The sequence below is a fragment of the Xanthomarina maritima genome (assembly GCF_008084905.1).
GTDB classification, from domain to species: domain Bacteria; phylum Bacteroidota; class Bacteroidia; order Flavobacteriales; family Flavobacteriaceae; genus Xanthomarina; species Xanthomarina maritima.
Map to the genome: position 1 here is coordinate 103,022 of NZ_VSFC01000002.1, position 21,704 is coordinate 124,725.

Consider the following 21,704-nt stretch of genomic DNA (forward strand, 5'->3'; position numbering starts at 1 on the left):
TTAACTAAAACTATAAAATGAAATCAATCCTTTCACTTTTATTGTTGTTTTACTGTGGATTAACATTTTCACAAACAACAATTTCAGGAATAGTTACAGATGAGAATAGTCAACCAATTCCTGGAGCAAACGTCATTATAGTAGGAACATCGAGTGGTACAGTTACCGATTTCGATGGAAACTACTTCTTAACTGTTAGTCAAGAGCCACCTTTTACATTACAAGCAAGCAATATTGGGTTTAGTACAGAATCTCAAGACGTAACAGCTAATAACCAAGAAATAAACTTTATTCTAAAAGAAGGAACTTCATTAGATGAAGTTGTAATTTCTGCTTCTAGAACTCCAGAAAGAATTTTCGAATCACCTGTAACTGTTGAAAGATTTGGTCTTAAAGAAATTAAAAATACCGCTTCTGCAGATTTTTATAATGGATTAGAAAACTTAAAAGGTGTAGACATCAACACAAACAGTTTAACATTTAATTCTATTAACACTAGAGGTTTTGCCACTTTTGCTAATACGCGTTTTATGCAGTTAGTAGATGGTATGGACAACTCTACACCAGCCTTAAACTTCCCTATAGGAAATTTAGTTGGTATGATAGAGACAGATGTTCAAAGTGTGGAGTTACTTCCAGGTGCTGCCTCTGCTTTATATGGTGCAAATGCCTTTAACGGAATTCTTTTCATGAGAAGTAAAAATCCATTTGATGTACAAGGAATCAGTGGTTATTATAAACAAGGAATTACCTCCCAAGATGCTGCTGGTGATAACACTTATAGAGATTTAGGAATAAGAATTGCGCATAAGTTTAGCGATAAATTTGCTGCTAAAGTGAACTTTGGTTGGTTAAAAGGAACTGACTGGGTTGCTAACAATTATCAAGGAAAACCAGGTACTGGAAATACTAGAGCAAGCTTAAATTACGATGGATATAACATCTATGGAGATGAAGTATCAGCTAATATAAGAGCAGCTTCTGGTGGATTAGGAATAATACCAGATGTTGTAGTAAGTAGAACTGGATATGAAGAGTCTGATTTAACAGATTACAATGCTGAAAGTGTAAAAGCAGATTGGGGACTTTACTATCGTCCTTGGGCAAACGATTTTGAAATTGCCTATGTTGGTAAGGTTGGTACAGGTTCTACCATTTATCAGGGCTCTAATAGATATAGTATTGATGGATTTTTCCAACAACAACATAAAATTGAATTAAGAAATGACAATTTTTTTGTTAGAGGTTATGTTGTAGCTGATAAAGCAGGAGATTCTTACGATATGACAGTAACTGGTATTCAAATAAATAGAGCTTGGAAAAGTGATGAAGCTTGGTTTGGAGATTATATAAATGCCTTTGCTGGTGCTACTTTAGGAGGAGCAACTGAAGACGAATCCCATGCAATAGCTAGAGCTACAGCTGAAACTGGACGTTTTGAACCTGGTTCATCCCAATTTAATGAAGCTTTTAATAGAAGTATTAATGACCCAGAATTAGCTACTGGTTCTAAATTTCAAGATGAATCTAAATATTATCATGGAGATGCTAATTATAACTTTAGTCACCTTTGGGATGTTGCCGAAGTTCAAGCTGGTGGTTCATTTAGACAATATGATTTAAATTCGTCTGGAACAATCTATACAGATTACGATGGTTCTATTCCTTATTCTGAATATGGAATCTATGCACAAATTCAAAAACAATTTGACTTAAACGAAAGTTTAGAGTTAAAACTTACAGGTTCTGCTCGTTATGATAAATCCGAATTTTTTGATGGCTTTGTTTCACCTAGAATTTCTGCTGGTTTAACTGTAAACCAACACCATAATATTAGAGCCTCATTCCAAACAGGATTTAGAAACCCAACGACTCAGGATTTATTTATTGGTTTAGATGCTGGTCCTTATGTCCTTCTTGGTAGTGCTGCAGATAATTTAGATAGATATTCTGATGATTATCCTGTTAGTGCTGCTGGTCAAATTGGTTTAGGGCAACCAGCTTCAATTACTCAAACAGGTGCAGCTGCATATACAAATTCTTACTCTCGCTCTTCTGTTGAAAATTTTGCAAATTCTACAAATCCAGCAGATTTAGAAATTGGAAATCCTGATTTAGTTAAACCTGAACAAGTAACATCATTCGAGGTTGGTTATAGAGGCAAATTAGATATCATTACAGTAGATTTAAGCGTGTATTACAATAAATATCAAGACTTTATTTCTAACGAGTATGTAATTGCTCCTTTATATGGTACAGTTGGAGACAACTCATTATCACTTGCAGCACTTGCTAATGATGATTACCAAGTGTATCAAACATATACAAATTCACCAGCAGATGTAAAATCTTATGGTGGTTCTATAGGTGTTGCACTTAAAGTGTTTGGTGATTTCGATTTAGATGGAAGCTATACCTATGCTAAACAAGATTTTGATCAAGCTGCTTATCCAGATTTCAGAACAAGTTTTAATACTCCAGAACATAAAGTTAAAGCTTCATTTGGCCATACTGAAGTAGTTAAAAATTTAGGTTTTAATGTGGCTTGGAAATGGAGTGATTCTTATTATTGGGAAGCTACTTTTGGAGATGGAGACATTCCTTCTTACCACACTTTAGATGCTCAAGTTAACTATAGAGTTCCTAAAATTAAATCTACTTTTAAATTAGGTGCTTCAAATGCTTTAGGACAAGAATACTACACTGCTATTGGTACTGGAAGTATTGGTTCTATTTATTATGCATCATGGACAATTAATAACTTATAATAACATGAAACAAATTATTATGAAAACAAAATATATATGGTTACTTGCTGTTCTTTTAAGTTTTGCAGCTTGTAATAACGATGATGATTCATCTTCAACAACAGAAACCTTACCTCCATTAACTGCTGGAGATGCAGATTTTTCTAATTACGTAGCTGTTGGAGCATCTTTTACTGCTGGTTTTTCAGACAATGCCTTATTTATTGCTACACAAGAAAATTCTTTTCCAAATATTTTATCGCAAAAATTTGACATGTTAGGTGGTGGAAGTTTTACACAACCACTTATGAATGATAATATAGGTGGACTACTATTTAATGGGATGCAAATGCCTGATGGTAGTTATGCACCAAGATTATATTTTAATGGCTCAGGACCTGCTGGTTTACCAGCAACTCCAACAACTGAAGCAACTACTGTATTGGGTGGTACTTTTAATAACATGGGTGTTCCTGGAGCAAAAAGTTTTCATTTAGGTGTTGAAGGATATGGATTTGCAAACCCTTATTTTGGGCGTATGGCATCTAACCCAATGGCCAGTGTAATGGTAGATGCAGTAGCTCAAAACCCAACATTTTTCACTTTATCTGAAATAGGTGGAAACGACGTATTATCTTATGCAACTTCTGGTGGAACTGGTGTTGACCAAACAGGTAATTATAATCCAGCTACCTATGGAGTTAATGATATTACAGACCCGATAGTATTTGCTACTGCATTTAATGCTGCAGTTGATGCCTTAGTGCTAAATGGTGCTAAAGGAGTTGTAACAAATGTTCCTTACATTACTAGTTTACCTCATTTTACAACTGTTACATATAATCCTATTCCTTTAGATGCTGGGACTGCTGCTGTAGTAAATGGTGCTTATGCTGCTTATAATGGTGGAATTGTTCAAGCATTTGCCTATTTAGTTGGGATTGGAGCAATCTCTCAAGAAGATGCTGATGCAGAAATTGCACAAAGAACTATTATGTTTGAAGCATCTGAAACGAATGCTGCTGTAATTTTGGATGAAGATTTAACAGATTTAACTGGAATCAATCCACAATTAGTAAGCATGAGACAAGCAACTGCTGATGATTTAATTGTATTACCTGCAATGAATTTTATAGGAACAGAAGCTGTGCCTGGAAACCCACTTACAGTTAATGGGGTAGCAATTCCTTTAGCAGACAAATGGGTGTTAACCCCAGAAGAACAACAGGCTATAAGAATAGCTACAGATGCATATAATGCAACTATAGAATCTGTTGCTACAGCAAATGGATTGGCTTTAGTTGATTTTAAAGGAATCTTACAACAAGCATCTACTACTGGTATTGAATCTGGAAATTATATATTAAATACTGTTCTAGTTAGGGGTGGTTTAGTTAGTTTAGATGGTATCCATCTTACTTCTAGAGGTTATTCAGTTATGGCTAACGAGATGATGAGAGCAATTGATGCCACTTATGGTTCTAACTTTGAAGCTTCGGGTAATTTTGTAGATTGTGGGGAATATCCAACAAATTACAGTCCTACACTTCAATAATATAGATTAAAATACAATTATTCAACGCCTTCTTCCAACACTTTGGAAGAAGGCGTTTTTTATGAATAAAAAAGGCGAAAAAATAGCTATTATTTTTAAATTAAAACTCATATATTTGCAGCGCGAAAAACTAGGTGTTTTTCTTAATAAAAAATTTAGCAAATAATTAAACATAATAGTAATGTCTAAAGTTACAGGTAAAGTTGCACAAATAGTAGGTCCAGTAATCGATGTAGAATTCGGAGCAGGAGCTGAACTTCCAAAAATTTACGATTCATTAGAAATTAGAAGACCTGATGGTTCTATTTTAGTATTAGAAGTACAATCTCACATTGGTGAAGATACTGTTCGTACTATTGCTATGGATTCATCGGATGGTTTAAGTAGAGGAACTGAAGTTCATGCTACTGGAGCTCCAATACAAATGCCAATTGGTAATGATGTATATGGTCGTCTTTTCAATGTAATTGGAGATGCAATTGATGGTTTAGGTGATTTACCTAAAGCTGGTGAAGCTGGATTACCAATTCACAGACAAGCACCTAAATTTGAAGATTTATCAACGTCTACTGAAGTTTTATTTACTGGTATTAAAGTCATCGATTTAATTGAACCTTACGCAAAAGGAGGTAAAATTGGTCTATTTGGTGGTGCTGGTGTTGGTAAAACAGTATTAATTCAAGAGTTGATTAACAATATTGCAAAAGGTCATGGTGGTCTTTCTGTATTCGCAGGAGTTGGTGAAAGAACTCGTGAAGGAAACGATTTACTTCGTGAAATGTTAGAGTCTGGAATTATCCGTTATGGAAAAGATTTCATGCATTCTATGGAAGAAGGTGGATGGGATTTATCTAAAGTTGATAAATCAGTAATGAAAGAATCTAAAGCTACTTTCGTATTTGGACAAATGAATGAGCCTCCTGGAGCTCGTGCTCGTGTGGCCTTATCTGGTTTAACAATTGCTGAATATTTCCGTGATGGAGCAGGTGAAGGTCAGGGAAAAGATGTACTTTTCTTCGTAGATAACATTTTCCGTTTTACACAAGCTGGTTCTGAGGTATCTGCATTACTTGGCCGTATGCCTTCTGCTGTAGGTTACCAACCAACATTAGCAACTGAAATGGGTGCAATGCAAGAACGTATTACTTCAACAAAAAGAGGATCTATTACATCTGTACAAGCGGTTTACGTACCTGCAGATGATTTAACGGATCCTGCACCTGCAACTACATTTGCCCACTTAGATGCTACAACCGTATTATCTCGTAAAATTGCAGAGTTAGGTATTTATCCTGCTGTGGATCCATTAGATTCTACGTCAAGAATTCTTACTGCTGATATTTTAGGAAAAGATCATTACAACTGTGCACAAAACGTAAAAGAGTTATTACAACGTTATAAAGAATTACAAGATATTATTGCCATTCTTGGTATGGAAGAATTATCTGAAGAAGATAAACTAGCTGTATCTAGAGCAAGACGTGTACAACGTTTCTTATCACAACCATTCCACGTAGCAGAACAGTTTACTGGTATTCCTGGTGTTTTAGTAGATATTAAGGAAACAATCAAAGGATTTAACATGATTATGGATGGTGAATTAGATCACTTACCTGAAGCAGCGTTTAACCTTAAAGGTTCTATTGAAGAAGCCATTGAAGCTGGAGAGAAAATGCTTGCAGAGGCATAATTCAATTAATAATTATCAATTGACAATTATCAAATTATGTATTTAGAAATTGTATCACCAGAAGCAACCCTATTTAGTTCAGAAGTAGATTCTGTAGTTGTGCCTGGAGTTAATGGTGAGTTTGAAATGTTAAAAGATCACGCTCCTATTGTATCTCTTTTAAAAGAAGGAACTGTAAAAATTCATACTCATACTCAAAGTCATTTAGTATTTGATGAATTACATGCAGAAGTTATTCCTCATAATGACGACGATAAAATCTTAACTCTAAAGATTAAATCTGGTACAATTGAAATGAAAGATAATAAAGTAATTGTACTAGCTGACTAAACAGTTAATACTCTACATATTAAATAATTATAAACTCTGCAATTTGCAGAGTTTATTTTTTTATATCATATTTGTTTTATTCTAACCAAATCAAAATCTATGAAAAATAAACTACTTGCTTTAATATTATTACTTTCCTTTTGCTCTTTTTCTCAAGAAAATTGGCAAAACATGATGTTTGATAGAAATGCTAATTTCAATGACATAAAAAAGGATTTTCAAAAATATTATCAAAAAAATGTTATTAATACCAATAAAATTCCAAAAGGAAGAGGAATTAAACAATTTAAAAGATGGGAGTACTATTGGGAAAACAGAGTAGATGAAAATGGAAATTTTCCAAGTGAAGGTCATGTTTTAAATGAAATAACACGTTATAAAAATTCACAATCAAATACTTTAAATAGAGGTTATTCAACAAATTCTGGGAATTGGGAACTAGTAGGGCCAATAGTTTTACCAGATAATGGAACTGGACAATTAAATGGAAATGGTCGAGTAAGTTGTATTGCATTTCACCCAACAGAATCAAATACAATATTCGTTGGTGCACCTTCTGGAGGATTCTGGAAATCCACAGATGGAGGAATTACTTGGGAAGAATTCTCTAATGGTCTTGTTCGTTTAGGTATTTCTAGCATTGTAATTCATCCAACAAATCCTGATATTATATATCTTGGAACTGGAGATAAAGATGGTGGAGATGCTCCAGGTTATGGTGTTTACAAAAGTACAGATGGAGGACTTACCTGGACTAGTAGTAATACTGGAATGGGAAATAGAACAGTTTATGAAATTCTTATGAATCCTTCTAATTCAGATATTCTAGTTGCTTCAACAAATGGTTCTCGAATTTATAAAAGTATAGATGCTGGTTTAAATTGGACATTTACTTCTACTAGTTCTTCAATGAAAGATATTGCATTTAAACCTGGTGATTCTAATACTATTTATGCATCTGGAACTACTGTTGATATCTCAACAAATGGAGGGGTTTCATTCTCTCAAGTTACGAATGGTGTACCCAATAATGCGCAAAGAATTGCTTTAGCTGTATCACCTAATCAATCAAATTGGGTTTACTTAATTGCAGGGAATGGTAATGGTTTAATGGGAGTATATCGTTCTATAGATAGTGGTGTAAGTTATTCAACTAGGACAGCTACTCCAAATATTTTAGGTTATGAAACAGATGGTTCTGACTCTAACAGCCAGGCTTGGTACGATTTAGTTATCGCTGCCGATCCAACAAATGCTAATATTATTTATACAGGAGGAATTAATATATGGAAATCTGTAGATGGTGGAGCTAATATGACAATAAGTTCTTATTGGGTAGGTCCTAGTGGACCAACAGATGGTGTCCATGCTGATCAACATGTATTAGAATTTTCACCTTACACTAACGAAATATATAGTGGAAATGATGGTGGAATATATTATTCGTCAGATAATGGTATTATCTGGAATGACATTAGTAGTGGTTTAGCAATTGCTCAAGTGTATAAAATTGGTGTATCTCAAATGACAGAAGGTACAGTAATTAATGGATACCAAGATAATGGGACAGCTATAAATAGAGGTTCTATTTTCAGTACTGAAATAGGTGGAGATGGTATGGAATGTATTATAGATCCTACAGATGATGCTTTTATGTATGGAGCATTATATTATGGTGATATTCGACGTTCAACAAATGGAGGGTTATCATTTTCTACCATTGCTGAAGATGGCGTAAATGGTATAAACGAAACTGGTGCTTGGGTAACTCCATATAAACTAGATCCAAACAATTCTGCTAGAATGTTTGCTGGATATGACAATGTTTGGCGTTCAGACGATGTTAAATCTCCTGCAACAAACGCAATAGTTTGGACACGAATTTCAAATTTTGGAGGCACTTCAAATATGGTCGATTTAGCCATTGCTCCTTCTAATAGTAATGTCATGTACGTTTCAAGAAATGGAACTAATAAATTCTATTTTTCAAACAATGCTTTATCAGCAACACCAACATGGACAAACTTAACTGCAAACTTGCCTTCAAATTCTGAAGCAAAAGATATTGAGATTGATCCTACAGACGAAAATCATTTATTTATTGCCTTAGGAAATAACATTTACGAATCTATAGACGCTGGAAATAGCTGGACAGATGTATCAGGAACTTTACCAAATATTTCATTAAATACGATTGTTATTGATGCTTCAAGTCCTATTGAAGCTATGTATGTAGGAATGGATGTTGGTGTTTATTATAAAGATAACACCCTTTCAGATTGGACTCCTTTTTATACTGGCTTATCAAATTTAGAGATTACAGAGTTAGAAATTCATTCAAATACTACAGATTGTAATAGCAAGTTATATGCTGCTACGTATGGACAAGGACTTTGGATAAGTGATTTAAAAGATCCTGGAAATGTAGCTCCAACAGCATGTTTTAATATAAGCTCTATAGAAGGATGTGTTGACTCAGATTTTATATTAACGGATAATTCAGATTACAACCCAACATCTTGGAATTGGAGTATTACTCCAGAAACTTATAATTTTATAAATGCTACATCAGCAACTTCACAAAACCCTGAAGTATCTTTTACAGATTCAGGAACATATACTGTTGAATTAACAGCTACAAATGTCAATGGTTCAAACACAACTACAAAAGTAGATTATATTAATATATATCCTGGAGCTGGAGCTACAAGTTTTAATATAGATTTTGAAGCTGAAGCCTTATGTGGAACTGCATCAGATTGTGAAACAACTTCTTGTACATTGTCTTCAAACTTCTGGACTAATTTATCAAACGGAAATGAGGATAATATTGATTGGAGAGTAGATGAAGGAGGCACTCCCTCTATTGGTACTGGTCCAACTGTTGATTATAATCCTGGAACTTCTATTGGTAATTATGCCTATTTAGAAGCATCTAGTTGTTTTGGTCAAACTGGAATCTTAGAAAGCTCTTGTATGATAATTGATCAGATTTATGATTTAACATTTGCCTACTATATGTTAGGAGAAAATATGGGTAGTTTACATCTAGACGCTTTTGTAGATGGAATTTGGCAAGAAGATATTATTACAGCTATTTCAGGAGAACAAGGAAATCAATGGCTTATTGCAACTGCAGATTTAACACCATATAATGGAAAAACCATTAAATTACGTTTTAGAGGAATTACTGGTTCTGGTTTTGAATCTGATATTGCTTTAGATGATATCCAGTTAATATCTGATCCCCTCTCCATAATAGAGAATCAAGAAAGTACAAATGGTATCACTATTCAAGGTAATGAATATATAGAAGTCCATTCTAAAAAAGAATCTATTAAAAGCATTGTTGTTTATGATATTTTAGGAAGACAATTATTCGAAGAAGACAATATTAATAACAATACATTTAATATCAAGTCTATTAAGAAATCGAATGCTATATTAATAATGAAAATTACTTTAAATAATAATTCTATTGAGAATAGAAAGATTTTATTTTAATGGAAGAATTTAATCTAAACAAAAAAGCCATACAAAAAGTATGGCTTTTTTTATAAGACATTTACTTTAATCTTTTTCCAGAGTTTTATAAGTAAAAATCCAAAAATTATAGCAGATCCAGTTAATAAAAATGCATTTATGTATTCGCCATAAATAAAATAACCTGTTGCAAACATCGCACTATAGATTAGAGCACAACCAACCAGCATTGCTAAAATTCCAGAAGGCACAGACCATCCTTCTTTGTTATTTACCAATTCAATATTTTCCTCTCTAGCTTCCGAAACAATTTTTTGCCAACCTGGACCACCTGGTTGTATCTTTTTATAGAACTTCTGTAAAACCAATTTGCTTTCAGCTTGAGTTAAAAACGTTACAGATACCCAAACAATAGTCGTAAATAATACAATTATTGGAAATTTTGCCCAAGACGGTAAAAGTCCATCCGTTCCAAAAAAGTAAGTTCCTAATTCAGTAAAATTTAATAGTATTGAAACTATTCCGGAAACAAACATGGCTGATATTTCACTCCAAGCATTAATACGCCACCAAAACCAACGCAAAATAAAAATCAAGCCTGTTCCAGCTCCAAACATTAAGATAATATCAAATAGCTGTAAAGCATTTGTAAGGACTAAAGCTAATAAAGCACTACAAACCATTAAAACTACAGTAGCCATTCTTCCTACTGCAACTAACTGCTTTTCTGATGCATTTCTGTTGATCTGTTGATTGTAGAAATCGTTTACTATATAAGATGCTCCCCAATTTAAATGTGTGGAAATGGTACTCATATAAGCAGCTACTAGTGAAGCCAAAACCAATCCCAGCAAACCACTTGGTAATTTAGTCAACATAGCTGAATATGCTAAATCATGGCCTAATTTATCTTCTGCCACTAAAGGAAAAGCTTCATGAATACTTGCTATATCTGGAAAAACAACTAACGAAGCTAAAGCCACTATAATCCATGGCCATGGACGTAAGGCATAATGCATGATGTTAAAAAAGAACGTTGCGCCTATGGCATGATTTTCGTTTTTTGCTGCCAACATACGTTGCGCTATATAACCTCCACCTCCAGGCTCTGCTCCAGGATACCACGAACTCCACCATTGTACAGCCAATGGAATAATCAATAAAGTAATAAGCGCTTCGGTATTGCTGAAATCTGGTAAAATGTTTAGTTTATCTACTACGTTTTCATGTTGAAGTAATGCGTCTAATCCACCTACTTCTGGCAAGCCTACTAAGTAATAAGCAGCACCTAAAGCTCCAGCCATAGCTGTAAAAAACAAAATAAAGTCTGTATAAACAACACCTTTAAAACCTCCTAAAGCACTAAATATAACAGTTATAGTTCCTGCATAAATAACCGTTTCCCATGGCTGTAAGCCTAACATAATGGCGCCAATTTTTATTGCAGCTAATGTAACAGCAGACATAGCAAGAATGTTAAATATAATCCCTAAATAAATGGCACGAAAACCCCTTAAAAAACGTGCAGGAGCTCCACCATAACGCAATTCATAGAATTCTATATCTGTATTAACATTAGATTTTCGCCATAACTTAGCATACACAAAAACGGTTAAAAGTCCTGTCAACAAAAAAGCCCACCAAACCCAGTTTCCTGATACACCATTGGTTCTTACAATGTCTGTTACCAAGTTAGGTGTATCAGTAGAAAAAGTAGTTGCTACCATAGAAACGCCTAATAACCACCAAGGCATATTTCTTCCAGAAAGAAAATATTCGGCTGCACTTTTCCCAGATTGTTTAGAAACGTAAACACCTATAAATAGTGTTATAGCAAAAAATACAATAATTAAAATAACATCAAGCGAAGATAATTCTACCATAAGTTTGTAGTGTTTCCTTTTTAGATTTCTAAGTTATACTTTTTTAATGACATTGGTTACTATGCCCCAAATAACAAAATCGTTTTCTTCGGTAATTTGTATAGGCTCGTAGTTAGGGTTTTCTGGTTGTAACCAGACACCATCTTTTTCGACACGTAAACGTTTTACGGTAAATTCTCCATCCAAGAAACATACAGCTATTCTATTGTGTGCTGGCTCTAGACTTCTATCGATTACTAATAAATCGTTATCGTCTAATCCTGCATCTATCATACTTTGTCCACTAACACGAGCATAGAATGTGGCTAATTTATTTTTTACCAAGATGTTATCTAAAGAAAGACGTTCTTCTTTAAAATCTTCAGCTGGTGAAGGAAATCCAGCAGAAATCCCTGTGTCGAAAAAAACGGTTTCAGAATGCTCTGAAAAATCAGGAGTGAAAAAGGTTAGGGTTTTATTTATATGTCGTATCATGGTATGTTTATTTCACTTTTAGAATCTCATTTATATTGGTTGTATATCTTGGCGATAATCGTTCCTGACGCATTTTCCAAGTACGCTTTAAGTCTTGGTTTGCTAGTTTCAATTTGTAATCGCCATACTTTGTATTAAGTTTATCTATTGTATCCATTAAAGGTTTGTGCTTTGGGTTTTCGTGTTGAAATAAATGAAGTTGATGATTAAAAGTAGGAACTAATCCCATCACTATAACACCAGCACGTTTGTATTTTATACCTTTTTTAAATATAGTGTTTACTGATTTTACTGCTTCAGTGCTTATAACAAGTGAAGAATCTGTTGCAAAGGGTAACTTTATCATTCTACTTGCACGATGTTGTGGTTGCTCTTTTCTATGGGTATCACTACTTAAAGTTATTAAAATAACATGGCAACTACTTTTCTGTTTTCGTAATTTCTCTGCACAACTGGTTGCAAAGGTTGACACACGTTCTTTAATATTATCGATATCTGAAAAAGTATATTCAAAACTTCTTGTAGTTGCAATGGCCTTTTTAGATGCTATTTCATCTAATTGCAAAGTTGGAATACCTTCTAGATCTTTCTTTAAACGCCACTCGGTTATAGAGAAATTTTTTCTAACCCACTCATCGGAAAGCTCTGTAAACTGATAGGCTGTATTAATGTGCTTTTGTTTCAAGCGTTTTTGTAAGGCTCTACCAATTCCCCAAACATCTTCAATTTTAAGCCATTTAAGTGCTTTGATTCGTTTTTTATCTGAATCTATAACATAAACACCTCTTGTTTCATCTGGAAATTTACGCGCTATTTTATTGGCTACTTTGCTTAAGGCTTTTGTTGGTGCTATACCTACACAAGTTGGAATGCCTGTCCATTTTAAAATGCGTTTTCTAATTTGAGTTCCGTAATCTTTAAAATTATAATTATCGAACCCTTTAAATTGCAAGAAAGCTTCGTCTATACTATACACTTCCATATCTGGAGTAAACTGCATTAAAATACTCATCACACGACTACTCATGTCTCCATAAAGAGGATAATTTGAAGAGAAGACCTGAATGTTGTGGTCTTCAAAAAACTTTTTATGTTTAAAAGCTGGTGCTCCCATTGGTAAGCCAAGTGTTTTAGCTTCGTCACTTCGCGCAATCACACAACCATCGTTATTACTTAAAATAGCAATGGGTTTATTGCGTAAACTTGGATTAAAAACACGTTCGCAAGAGGCATAAAAGTTATTGCAATCTACAAGAGCATACATGGTTTTAAAGATATTGAATATTCCATTTTATTTTTAATGGATTCCAACAACTTTTAAACATTCTTTTTTGTTATAAGCTACAGCTAGTAATTTCAGTTACTCGCAAAGTATTTACCATCCCTTTTGCTTGAATTGGCATAGCTGCTAAACTAACAAGCATATCTCCAGTTTCTAAATATCCTTTTTTACAGGCTATGGCATTTACATCTTCAATGGTTTCGTCTGTACTTACAAACTTGTCGTAATAAAATGCCTTTACTCCCCAAAGAAGATTTAATTGTGTTAATATACGTCTATTAGAAGTAAACACTAAAATATGTGCACTTGGTCTCCAAGCAGAAATTTGGAAAGCTGTATAACCACTATTAGTTAAAGTTGAAATAGCTTTAGCGTCAATTTCATTTGCCATATTTGCAGCATGATAACAAATAGATTTTGTGATGTACCTTTTAGTACGAATATGTGGAGGTATCTGTGGTACTTTTATTAAAGATGAATCTTCAACACTTTTAATAATATTAGACATTTGTCTAATAACTTGAACTGGATAACTACCAACGGAAGTTTCTCCAGATAACATAACCGCATCTGCTCCGTCCATAACTGAATTGGCTACATCGTTTACTTCTGCACGTGTTGGTGTTAAGCTAGAAATCATGGTTTCCATCATTTGTGTAGCAATAATTACCGGAATTCTTGCTTGTTTGGCTCTTAACACTAATTTCTTTTGAATTAACGGAACTTCTTCTGCAGGAATTTCCACACCTAAATCGCCTCGAGCTACCATTAATCCATCGCAATAAGCTACAATTTTATCAATATTTTCTACAGCTTCTGGCTTTTCAATTTTAGCAATAATTGGAATTTTATGATCGCTATGTGTTTTAATTAACTCCTCTAATTGCATTAAATCTTCAGCGTGTCTTACAAAAGACAAGGCCATCCAATCTACTTTTTGCTCTATTGCAAATAATGCATCTTCAATATCTTTTTCTGTAAGTGCAGGTTGCGAAATATTTGTGTTTGGTAAGTTTACTCCTTTTTTAGAACGCAAAGGACCTCCTTGTATTACTTTTGCTTTTACCTCGCTTTTTTTATCTGTAGATATAACTTCAAAAATTAATTTTCCATCATCTAATAGGATCGTTTCTCCTGGTTTTGCATCTTGAGGGAATCTATCATAGGTCATGTAAACTCTTTGTTTAGTTCCTTCAAAACGTTTTCCTGTTGCAAAAACAATTTCATCGCCTTCATTAACAAAAACCTCTCCTTTCATGGTTCCAACTCGAAGTTTTGGCCCTTGTAAATCGGCTAGAATAGCAGCATTGTAATCAAATTCTTCATTTAATTCGCGAATTATTTTAATTCGCTCTTTAACATCGTTATAATCTGCATGAGAAAAGTTTATTCTAAACACATTTACTCCCTCATCTAGCATACCTTTTAATATTTCTTTTGTGCTAGTTGCTGGTCCTAAAGTGGCAACAATTTTGGTTTTTTTTCTTTTTAACATTAATTAAAAATTAAATTGTTTTTTGATTTAAGTTGATCTATATCTACTTGATAAGCTGTAACAATATGTGCAATATCTTGAATATTATTTATAATTCTATGACTTCTTTTTGGACTTAATTGTTCGTCGTTTATTTTAAGTAAAAAGTTTATTTTTTTATGTTCTGGCAGTAAGTAAAAAGTTTCTGTTAACTTACTATTGTCTTTAAACAAGCTATTTCCTATTGCCTTATTTGTTGTTTCTATTTTACAAATATTAGAAACCAAATTCCAGGTTACTAGTTGTTTATTATCCTCCCATTCAAATATTGAATAGTAGGAATTATTATTAAAATCTAAATCTTTTCTTCTTCGTTTTAAATTGATATTTAGTTTAGAATTTATTAAATAAGCAAGTCTGTAGTCTTCAATAGATGTGTGTATGCCTATAAGAGTGAAGCTTGCTTCTTCAAAAAAATCTTCTAAACTAAGTTTCTTAATTGCCATAAATTACATTGTTTTGTAAATATAAGACATATCCTTTTTATTAATATTAGGTTTTATTTAATCTTAACAGTAATGTAATTTTTAAGTAATATGAAAAAACTAGAAATCTTTAGAGATTTGTTTTTGAAACACAAAAAAAGCACGTTTTGATGCTTTCTCTTCTGCTTTCTTTTTTGAAGTTGCTCTAGCTTTAGAAACTACCTTGTCATTGATGGATAGTTTTACTGAAAAATGCCTAACATCATCGTTTCCAGTATCCTCATAAACATTATAGTCGAAGGTTTTCTTTTCTTTTTGACACCATTCAATAAGTAAGCTTTTATAGCTTATAACTTTTCCTTCCAACTGCTCTATATCTACATAAGGGATAATAACTTTTTTGTAGATAAATTTCTCGCAATATTTATATCCTTTATCAAGAAAAATAGCACCTATTAATGCTTCAAATAGATTGCCATGAATATTATCTCCAAATTGTCCCTTTGGAATTTTACTTTCAACTAAACTTATTAGATTTAAATCTCTACCTAACTCGTTTAAATGTTCTCTACTTACAATTTTAGAGCGCATTTTGGTTAGATATCCTTCATCACCACTTGGTACTTCAATGTATAAGTGAGAAGCAATAACAGCACCTAACATGGCATCTCCTAAAAACTCTAGTCTTTCGTAATTTATAGTATTACCTTGACTATCTTTAATATTCATAGAACGATGTGTAAATGCCGTTTTATAAAATTTTAAAGATTTAGGTTTGAAGCCTAGAATTTTATTCATTGACACAAAAAAATTCCCGTCAATTTTTGAACGGGAATTTAATATGTTTCGAATGTTTTTCATTCGCTAGTTTAATCTAATTTTTTGAATAATACGCAGGCATTGTGTCCACCAAAACCAAAGGTATTACTCATGGCAACTTTAACGTTTCTTTTTTGAGCTTTGTTTAATGTTAAATTTAGTTCAGGATCAATATTTTCATCAACAAATTCATGGTTAATTGTAGGTGGAACCATACCATGTTCCATAGCTAATATAGCAGCAATAGACTCTATTGCTCCTGCAGCTCCTAACAAATGACCAGTCATAGATTTTGTTGAGTTAATATTGATGTTTTTTGCATGATCTCCAAACACTTCAGAAATAGCTTTTAATTCAGCAACATCTCCTAAAGGTGTTGAAGTACCATGAGTGTTGATATGATCAACCTCTTCTGGTTTTACACCTGCATTTTCTAAACAATTTTTCATTACAGCAATAACTCCAATACCATCTGGATGAGGAGCTGTCATATGATAAGCATCAGAAGATAATCCTCCTCCAAGCACTTCTGCATATATTTTTGCGCCTCTTGCTTTAGCATGTTCGTAATCTTCAAGAATAATAGCTCCTGCTCCTTCTCCTAAGACAAAACCATCTCTGGTTGCGTCAAAAGGTCTAGAAGCTGTTTCTGGGCTTTCGTTTCTTGTCGATAAGGCATGCATGGCATTGAATCCACCCATTCCAGCAATGGTTACAGCTGCTTCACTTCCACCAGTAACAACAACATCACAATGCCCTAAACGTATATAGTTTAAAGCATCAATCATAGCGTTAGCAGATGAAGCACACGCAGATACAGTTGTATAATTTGGTCCCATAAACCCATGCTTAATAGATATGTTACCAGGCGCAATATCTGCAATCATTTTAGGAATAAAGAACGGATTAAATCTTGGTGTTCCATCTCCTTCAGCAAAGTTTAAAACTTCTTCTTGAAATGTTTCCAGACCTCCAATTCCTGCTCCCCAAATAACTCCTACTCTTAATTTATTAATAGCATCTAAATCTAATTTAGCATCTGCAATGGCTTCATCAGAAGCGACCATAGCATACTGCGTAAATCGATCCATTTTACGTGCTTCTTTTCTATCAAGAAAATCGGTTGCGTTAAAGTTTTTTAATTCACAAGCGAATTTCGTTTTGAACTTTTCAGTATCAAAATAGGTTATTGGTGCAGCTCCACTTTTTCCACTTATTAGAGCTTCCCAATATTCGTCTTTGGTATTGCCTATAGGTGTTAGTGCGCCTAAACCAGTAATTACAACTCGCTTTAATTCCATAAATTTGTGTGAATTATTTTGCTGCTTCTATATAAGAGATAGCTTGACCAACTGTCGCAATATTTTCAGCTTGATCATCTGGAATTTGGATATCAAATTCTTTTTCGAATTCCATTATTAATTCTACAGTGTCTAATGAATCTGCTCCTAAATCGTTTGTGAAGCTAGCTTCAATAACAACTTCGTTTTCATCAACACCTAATTTGTCTACGATAATCGCTTTTACTCTTGATGCAATGTCTGACATAATCTTTTAATTTTAAGTTTTAATTAGTTGGCAAAAATAAAAAACTTTATTTTTAAAACACACCTTTAATCTAAAAATGTGTTGGTAATTTACTAAAATAACCTTGAAGTATTTCAATTTTGACTTCTAATTGTTAATTTTTATTCTTTTTTTTGTCTGAATAATCTATAAACATCTTAGTCTGTAAATGAAACGTATTGTAATTTTTGCGTCCGGAAGTGGAACTAATGCTGAAAATTTAATTAAGTTTTTTCACAACAGAGATCATGCTTCTGTTATTCAGGTATTGACCAACAATCCTCATGCCAAAGTTTTGGATCGAGCAAAAAAACTAAACGTTAGCGCTTTATCTTTCAATAAAATAGCTTTTACAAAAACTAAAGATGTCTTAAACTTACTAAAATCTAATAATCCAGATTTAATAATATTAGCTGGGTTTTTATGGAAATTTCCAGAATTCATTTTAAAAGAATTTCCAAATAAGGTCATTAATATACATCCTGCGTTATTACCAAAATATGGTGGAAAAGGCATGTATGGACATTTTGTTCATGAAGCTGTAGTGGCTAACAAAGAAGTAGAGACTGGTATTACCATACATTTTGTGAATGAGAATTATGATGAAGGAGCTATTATATTTCAAGCTACTTGTGAAGTTTCACATACAGATACTGCTGAAAATGTTGCTGCAAAAATTCATGAATTAGAAATGGAGCACTTCCCAAAAGTGGTAGATAGGTTACTAAAAAATTAATTGAATGTCATGCTGAGCTTGTCGAAGCATCTTCTATAGATTCTTCATTTTATTCAGAATGAGAAAAAAGATTTCTAATTACGCACAAACTAAAGATGTCAAAAAAAAAGAAAAAATATTACACCGTTTGGAAAGGCAAACATACAGGAGTTTTTGAAACTTGGGATGATTGTAAGGCACAAATAAAAGACTTTGAAGGTGCGCAATACAAATCTTTTGAAACTTTTGATGCTGCTAAAAAAGCTTTAAAAGGTAATTATAAAGATTATATTGGGAAATCTAAAAAATTCACTTCTAGCCTATCAGAAGAGCAACTTAAAAAAATAGGTCAGCCTAATTATCATTCTATTTCAGTGGATGCAGCTTCTAGTGGTAATCCTGGGATAATGGAATATCGAGGTGTGGATACAAAATCCAAAAAGCAACTCTTTATTCAAGGGCCTTTTGCTGAAGGAACTAATAATTTAGGAGAATTCTTAGCTTTAGTTCATGGATTAAGCTTTCTAAAAAAACACGATAGTGATCGAATTATTTACACAGATTCTAAAACTGCCATGAGTTGGGTACGTAAAAAAACATGCAATTCTAAATTAGAACGTAACGAAAAAAACAAACCTGTTTATGATTTAGTTGATCGAGCAGTAAACTGGCTTAATACAAATAGTTATAAAACAACCATAGTAAAGTGGGAAACCAAAGCATGGGGAGAAATTCCAGCTGATTTTGGAAGAAAATAATGCATAATAAATTCACAGACATCATAATAGTTGGCGCTGGATTATCAGGCATTGGCGCAGCTTGTCACCTTACAAGAAAAAATCCAAATAAGTCTTACGTCATTCTTGAATCAAGAAAAGCCCTTGGAGGCACTTGGGACTTATTCAAGTATCCAGGGATTCGTTCAGATTCAGATATGTACACTTTTGGCTACTCATTTAAGACTTGGGATGCAGCAAAATCTTTTGCAGACGCTCCTTCCATTTTAAATTACTTAAATGAAGCCGTTAATGAGTACAATGTTAAAGATCATATTGTTTATGATAAAAAAGTAATCTCTTACAACTTTAATTCTAAATTAAAAATTTGGACAGTAACTGCTTTAGATACGTCAACTAATCAGGAGATTATATATCAATCGCAATTTATTTTTAACTGTAGTGGATACTATAATTATGACCATGGTTATACACCAAAATACAAAGGCATTGAAAACTTTACAGGTAAGTTTGTACACCCTCAAAAATGGCCAAAAGATTTTGATTATAAAAATAAGAATGTGGTGGTTATAGGAAGTGGAGCAACTGCAGTAACCATTGTTCCAGAAATTGCCGAAGATGTAGCTCATGTTACAATGCTTCAGAGGTCTCCTACTTATATTGGTGCTTTACCAAATAAGGATGGTGTAGCAAGGTTTATTAAATTTGTATTTCCAAAAAAAACAGCACATAAATTAATTCGTTTTAAAAACGTGTTGTTAGATATGTTGTTTTTCAACTCTTGCAGAAAATGGCCTAAAACCATGAAGAATTTCCTTGTCAAGAAAGCCAAAAAAGCCTTAGGTGATTTTCCAGTTTCTCCTCATTTTACACCTAACTATAACCCATGGGAACAACGCTTTTGCTTAGCTCCAGATGGTGATTTATTTAAGGTTATTAGAGAAGGAAAAGCTTCCGTTGAAACAGAACATATTGAACATTTTACCAAAGAAGGTATTTTGTTAAAATCTGGGAAAACACTTAAAGCAGATATCATAATTAGCGCTACAGGCCTTAAAATTTTACCTTTTGGTGGTGTTAAAATGTATTTAGATGACCAATCCATTGACTTTTCAAAATCATTTGTTTACAAAGGGTGCATGCTTAGCAACATTCCTAACCTATTTATCTTTGTAGGATATACAAATGCTTCTTGGACGCTAAAAAGCGACCTGACCAGTGAATATATCTCAAGAGTTTTAATGTACATGGATAAAAACGATTATCAAATTATTGAGCCTGTTGTTAAAAACAAAAATTTGAAATCAACACCCTTGCTCAATTTGAATTCAGGATACATCCATAGGGCAAAAAATGAATTACCAAGTCAAGGTGATAAGGCTCCATGGCGCGTATATCAAAACTATATTTTAGATTACAATATGTTGCGAATTGACAAAGTCAATCATAAGCAAACTCATTTTTACTAAACAAAATATATTGCTGAATTTGTATCTAAAAGACTTATATTTGCAGCAAATTTTATAACGCTTTATGAGCAAATTAGTTATTGTTGGTACCGTAGCCTTTGATGCTATTGAAACACCTTTCGGGAAAACCGATAAAATTCTTGGTGGCGCAGCTACCTTTATTGGTTTAGCAGCATCACAATTTAATGTTGATGCAGCAGTTGTATCTGTTGTTGGAGGAGATTTTCCTCAGGAATATTTAGACTTGCTTTCAAATAAAAACATTGATATTTCTGGAGTAGAAATAATTAAAGAAGGTAAAACATTTTTTTGGAGTGGAAAGTATCATAACGATATGAACACTCGCGATACTTTAGCAACAGAACTAAATGTTTTAGCCGATTTTAATCCAGTAGTCCCTTCAGATTATAAAAATGCTGAAGTAGTTATGTTAGGAAATTTACATCCTATCGTCCAATTGGGTGTATTAGAACAAATGGAGACAAAACCAAAGCTCGTTATTTTAGACACTATGAACTTTTGGATGGATTGTGCACTGGAAGAACTTCATAATGTTATTAAAAAAGTTGATGTTATAACCATAAATGATGAAGAAGCTAGACAATTAACTCATGAATATTCATTAGTAGTTGCTGCAAGAAAAATTCATGAAATGGGTCCAAAATATGTGGTGATTAAGAAGGGAGAACATGGTGCCTTATTATTTCATGATGACAACGTGTTTTATGCACCTGCTTTACCATTAGAAGAAGTTTTTGATCCAACTGGAGCTGGAGATACCTTTGCTGGTGGGTTTGCAGGATATTTAGCAAAAACTGAAGACGTTTCTTTTGAAAACATGAAGAATGCTGTAATTTACGGATCAACTTTAGCCTCCTTTTGTGTAGAAAAATTTGGTACAGAACGTATGACTGATTTGAAAAGTAATGAAGTACATCAACGCTTAGAGCAATTTAAGAGTTTAACACAATTCGATATAGAATTAACATAAACCA

General features: G+C 33.3%; 17 protein-coding genes. 9 read left to right on the forward strand and 8 right to left on the reverse strand.

What is annotated here, in order from left to right; all coding sequences use genetic code 11:
• Positions 1-17: 17 nt before the first annotated feature.
• From FVF61_RS00490 to FVF61_RS00510, 5 genes are all read left to right on the forward strand, one after another.
• Positions 18-2,768 carry a TonB-dependent receptor gene (locus tag FVF61_RS00490; protein WP_148452134.1) on the forward strand — a complete coding sequence of 917 codons (2,751 nt, stop codon included), beginning with the start codon at positions 18-20 and terminating at the stop codon, positions 2,766-2,768.
• 19 nt (positions 2,769-2,787) lie between these two features.
• Positions 2,788-4,302 (forward strand): SGNH/GDSL hydrolase family protein, encoded by a 1,515-nt coding sequence (locus FVF61_RS00495; protein ID WP_148452136.1) that lies wholly within the window; start codon positions 2,788-2,790, stop codon positions 4,300-4,302.
• A 181-nt stretch (positions 4,303-4,483) separates the two neighbouring features.
• Complete coding sequence (gene atpD / locus FVF61_RS00500) at positions 4,484-5,992, forward strand: F0F1 ATP synthase subunit beta (protein ID WP_148452138.1); 1,509 nt, start codon at positions 4,484-4,486, stop codon at positions 5,990-5,992.
• A 36-nt stretch (positions 5,993-6,028) separates the two neighbouring features.
• Positions 6,029-6,322 carry a F0F1 ATP synthase subunit epsilon gene (locus FVF61_RS00505; RefSeq protein ID WP_148452140.1) on the forward strand — a complete coding sequence of 98 codons (294 nt, stop codon included), beginning with the start codon at positions 6,029-6,031 and terminating at the stop codon, positions 6,320-6,322.
• A 99-nt stretch (positions 6,323-6,421) separates the two neighbouring features.
• Positions 6,422-9,826: a T9SS sorting signal type C domain-containing protein gene (locus FVF61_RS00510; RefSeq protein WP_148452142.1), complete on the forward strand. Its 3,405-nt coding sequence runs from the start codon at positions 6,422-6,424 to the stop codon at positions 9,824-9,826.
• Positions 9,827-9,876: 50 nt separating this feature from the next.
• On the opposite strand, the gene FVF61_RS00515 is transcribed toward FVF61_RS00510, so the two are convergent.
• From FVF61_RS00515 to FVF61_RS00550, 8 genes are all read right to left on the reverse strand, one after another.
• Complete coding sequence (locus FVF61_RS00515; protein WP_148452144.1) at positions 9,877-11,688, reverse strand: sodium:solute symporter family protein; 1,812 nt, start codon at positions 11,686-11,688, stop codon at positions 9,877-9,879.
• A gap of 33 nt (positions 11,689-11,721) precedes the next feature.
• Positions 11,722-12,162: a LexA family protein gene (locus tag FVF61_RS00520; protein ID WP_148452146.1), complete on the reverse strand. Its 441-nt coding sequence runs from the start codon at positions 12,160-12,162 to the stop codon at positions 11,722-11,724.
• 7 nt (positions 12,163-12,169) lie between these two features.
• Positions 12,170-13,426, reverse strand: a complete 1,257-nt coding sequence (locus tag FVF61_RS00525; protein WP_148452148.1) for a Y-family DNA polymerase — start codon at positions 13,424-13,426, stop codon at positions 12,170-12,172.
• Between the two features lie 70 nt (positions 13,427-13,496).
• A complete protein-coding gene (gene pyk, locus FVF61_RS00530; RefSeq protein ID WP_148452150.1) occupies positions 13,497-14,939 on the reverse strand; it encodes a pyruvate kinase in 1,443 nt (480 codons plus the stop codon).
• On the reverse strand, positions 14,939-15,424 hold the full coding sequence (locus FVF61_RS00535) for an IPExxxVDY family protein (RefSeq protein ID WP_148452152.1): 486 nt from the start codon (positions 15,422-15,424) through the stop codon (positions 14,939-14,941). Before FVF61_RS00535 ends, pyk begins: the two co-directional genes overlap by 1 nt.
• Before the next feature lie 99 nt (positions 15,425-15,523).
• A complete protein-coding gene (gene rnc / locus FVF61_RS00540) occupies positions 15,524-16,264 on the reverse strand; it encodes a ribonuclease III (protein WP_148452154.1) in 741 nt (246 codons plus the stop codon).
• 8 nt (positions 16,265-16,272) lie between these two features.
• Positions 16,273-17,523 carry a beta-ketoacyl-ACP synthase II gene (gene fabF / locus FVF61_RS00545; RefSeq protein WP_148452156.1) on the reverse strand — a complete coding sequence of 417 codons (1,251 nt, stop codon included), beginning with the start codon at positions 17,521-17,523 and terminating at the stop codon, positions 16,273-16,275.
• 13 nt (positions 17,524-17,536) lie between these two features.
• Positions 17,537-17,770, reverse strand: a complete 234-nt coding sequence (locus FVF61_RS00550; RefSeq protein WP_148452158.1) for an acyl carrier protein — start codon at positions 17,768-17,770, stop codon at positions 17,537-17,539.
• A 187-nt stretch (positions 17,771-17,957) separates the two neighbouring features.
• Here FVF61_RS00550 and purN point away from each other — a divergent pair, with 187 nt between their 5' ends.
• The 4 genes from purN (at position 17,958) to FVF61_RS00570 (ending at position 21,700) form a co-directional block, all read left to right on the forward strand.
• Complete coding sequence (purN, locus tag FVF61_RS00555) at positions 17,958-18,524, forward strand: phosphoribosylglycinamide formyltransferase (RefSeq protein ID WP_148452160.1); 567 nt, start codon at positions 17,958-17,960, stop codon at positions 18,522-18,524.
• A 95-nt stretch (positions 18,525-18,619) separates the two neighbouring features.
• A complete protein-coding gene (locus FVF61_RS00560) occupies positions 18,620-19,261 on the forward strand; it encodes a ribonuclease H1 domain-containing protein (RefSeq protein WP_148452162.1) in 642 nt (213 codons plus the stop codon).
• Positions 19,261-20,709 carry a flavin-containing monooxygenase gene (locus tag FVF61_RS00565; protein ID WP_148452164.1) on the forward strand — a complete coding sequence of 483 codons (1,449 nt, stop codon included), beginning with the start codon at positions 19,261-19,263 and terminating at the stop codon, positions 20,707-20,709. The genes FVF61_RS00560 and FVF61_RS00565 overlap by 1 nt, the downstream gene beginning before the upstream one ends.
• Before the next feature lie 64 nt (positions 20,710-20,773).
• The gene (locus FVF61_RS00570; RefSeq protein WP_148452166.1) at positions 20,774-21,700 is read left to right on the forward strand and encodes a PfkB family carbohydrate kinase; all 927 of its coding nucleotides are present in this window, start codon (positions 20,774-20,776) and stop codon (positions 21,698-21,700) included.
• Positions 21,701-21,704: the final 4 nt, after the last annotated feature.